This is a genomic window from Mycobacterium sp. E183 (assembly GCF_001667735.1).
GTDB lineage: Bacteria > Actinomycetota > Actinomycetes > Mycobacteriales > Mycobacteriaceae > Mycobacterium.
The window spans coordinates 1-2,165 of record NZ_LZJN01000220.1 but is presented as its reverse complement, the minus strand read 5'-3'; the positions used below and the strand labels follow the sequence as shown (position 1 = coordinate 2,165).

The window sequence follows — 2,165 nt, the reverse complement described above, 5'->3', positions numbered from 1 at the left end:
GCGCCCGCGCGCTAGATTCGCCGCCGGGCCCCCATAGCCCAATTGGCAGAGGCAGCGGACTTAAAATCCGCCCAGTGTCGGTTCGAGTCCGACTGGGGGCACCGGTGAATTGAATGGCACCCGGGGACCGAATCACCGAGGCAACCGATAGCGGACTCGGAAGGCGACCGGAACGCGCCGGCAACCGGCGATCAGCTCACGCAGCCCGGGCAGGGTCCCGGGTCACCCTCGATGACCATCGGACTGACCTGGCGGTTGAGCCCTCCGTTGGTCACCCACGCCGGCGAGTTGGCGGAAATCTGTCCGATCATGAACCGGTGCCAGGCATTCATGTCCCAGTTGGGCGTCCCCGCCGACGCCATCGGTAGCGGCATGCCGGGACACCACTGGTAGCTGCAGGCCATCCCATTACAGATCGGGTCGGGGTAGGTGAATGCCGCGGCGGGCGGGGCCGCCAGGAACGCCGACGCGAACGCGGCGACCGCGGCCATGACAGCACCGGCGATGAGGCGACGCGGGCGCGGGTGTGGTCCAGGAGTCGTCACGGTTTCCCCTCGTCGATCGGTGGCGATGTCACGCGGTGACCCAAGTCTTGCGGCGGCGCCCACGGCCGCGCATGAGGTGATCGCCTCATTTTGGTGACGGCACGTCAACGAATTGGGATCGGTAGTCCGTGCGCCTCCATTTACTTGTCGCACGCGCCGCCACCAGGTGGCGCGTCCCCTGTAGGACTCGGCACGAAACGAAAGGAGCCGGCCATCAACACCAACGTCGCTATCCATCACGCAGCCCCTTCGACTTCTCGTAAAACTCGCGTGGCCGGCCTCTACGCATTGAAGCCGTGGTTCACCAAGAGGCTGGCCCCGATCGTCCACATCGCGGTGGCTCGTCGAGTGTCTCCCGACGTCTTCACCGCGGCGGGTGTCGCGGCGGCGGGCGCTGCGGGAACTGCCATCGCGTTCGGATGGTGGCCGCTGGCGGCGGTCTTGATGGTGATGCGCCTGGCGGGCGCGAACCTCGACGGGGCGGTCGCCCGAGCTCGTGGGGTGAGCCGGCCATGGGGCTTCGTCGTCAACGAAGTCGGCGACCGCGCCGCCGATCTGCTCGCCTTCGGCGGCCTGGCGGTCTGGGCGGCGCGGCAGCACGGCCCCGGACTGAACTGGCTGTCCTGGCCGGTGCTTCAGGTCCTGCTGGCGGCGCTGGCCGCCACACTGCCGACCTTCGCATCGCTGGCCGTTGCCGCTGCAGGCCTCACGCGGCGGAACGGCGGACCGCTCGGCAAGACCGAACGCTGCCTGTTCCTGGTGCTGGCCACCGCATTCCCCGTGATCATGCCCGTCCTGCTGGTGCAGTTGGTGAACGGATCACTGCTCACGACCATTCTGCGGTTGCGGGCCGCGCATCGCGAACTGAAGGCGCAGCGCGTGCCGGACTTCGTTCCCCGCGATCTGCAGATCGAAGCGACTGTGCCTGTCGCGCTGTTCGAGCACTTTGATGCGATCACGCAACCGGTTACCGCGGCTCACCTCTCCAATGCCGTCACGCTGCCCATGGCGCTGGTGGCGGCATGACCACCGGCCGGATTGCGAGCGTGCTTCGGCACCGGCTCTGGCGGACGGTGTGTGCCGTCTCGGGCGGGCTGACGGTGACCGGGCGTTGGAACGCCAAGGGCGGCTGTGTCGTCGTCGCCAACCACGCCTCCCACGCGGACACCGCGGTGCTGGTGGCGGCGCTGCCGTCCGCAGCTCGTCCTGTCTTCGGCGCGGCGGCCGACTACTGGTTCGACGTGCCGGTGCGACGCTTCATCGCGACCTCGCTGATCGGGATACTGCCGGTGCGACGCTCGGGCGACGGCAACTACGACGCGCTGCTCGCGGCCGCCGGCCCCGCGCTTCGCGCGGGACGGACCGTCGTCATCTACCCCGAGGGAACGCGATCGACAGACGGCGTGATTGGCGAATTTCGTTTCGGCGCAGTACGTCTGGCACGAGACTGCGGCGTGCCGATCGTTCCGGTAGCGATCGTGGGGACTGCCGACGTCCTGCCGAAGGACGGAAGCTTCATGCCCGGCCCGATGGAGGTACGCCTCGGTACGCCCGTCGATCCCCACACCACCTCCGCACCGCAACTGCGGTCGCAGGTGCTGGCGCTGCGGGGCGACGTCG

Annotated in this window: 3 protein-coding genes and 1 tRNA gene; 3 read left to right on the top strand and 1 reads right to left on the bottom strand. The window is 68.5% G+C overall.

All coding sequences use genetic code 11. The annotated features are described in order from the left end of the window. Nucleotides 1-27 precede the first annotated feature (27 nt). A tRNA-Leu gene (locus tag A5691_RS26850) sits at nt 28-101 on the top strand. Nucleotides 102-191: 90 nt separating this feature from the next. Here the strand turns inward: A5691_RS26850 and A5691_RS26845 are convergent. Then, complete coding sequence (locus A5691_RS26845; protein ID WP_156675489.1) at nt 192-545, bottom strand: hypothetical protein; 354 nt, start codon at nt 543-545, stop codon at nt 192-194. Nucleotides 546-815: 270 nt separating this feature from the next. Here A5691_RS26845 and A5691_RS26840 point away from each other — a divergent pair, with 270 nt between their 5' ends. Both A5691_RS26840 and A5691_RS26835 read left to right on the top strand, forming a co-directional pair. Further along, nucleotides 816-1,571 (top strand): CDP-alcohol phosphatidyltransferase family protein, encoded by a 756-nt coding sequence (locus A5691_RS26840; protein WP_082950522.1) that lies wholly within the window; start codon nt 816-818, stop codon nt 1,569-1,571. Continuing rightward, on the top strand, nt 1,568-2,165 hold a 598-nt coding region (locus A5691_RS26835; RefSeq protein ID WP_068263346.1), incomplete at its 3' end, for a 1-acyl-sn-glycerol-3-phosphate acyltransferase. The genes A5691_RS26840 and A5691_RS26835, both read left to right, overlap by 4 nt.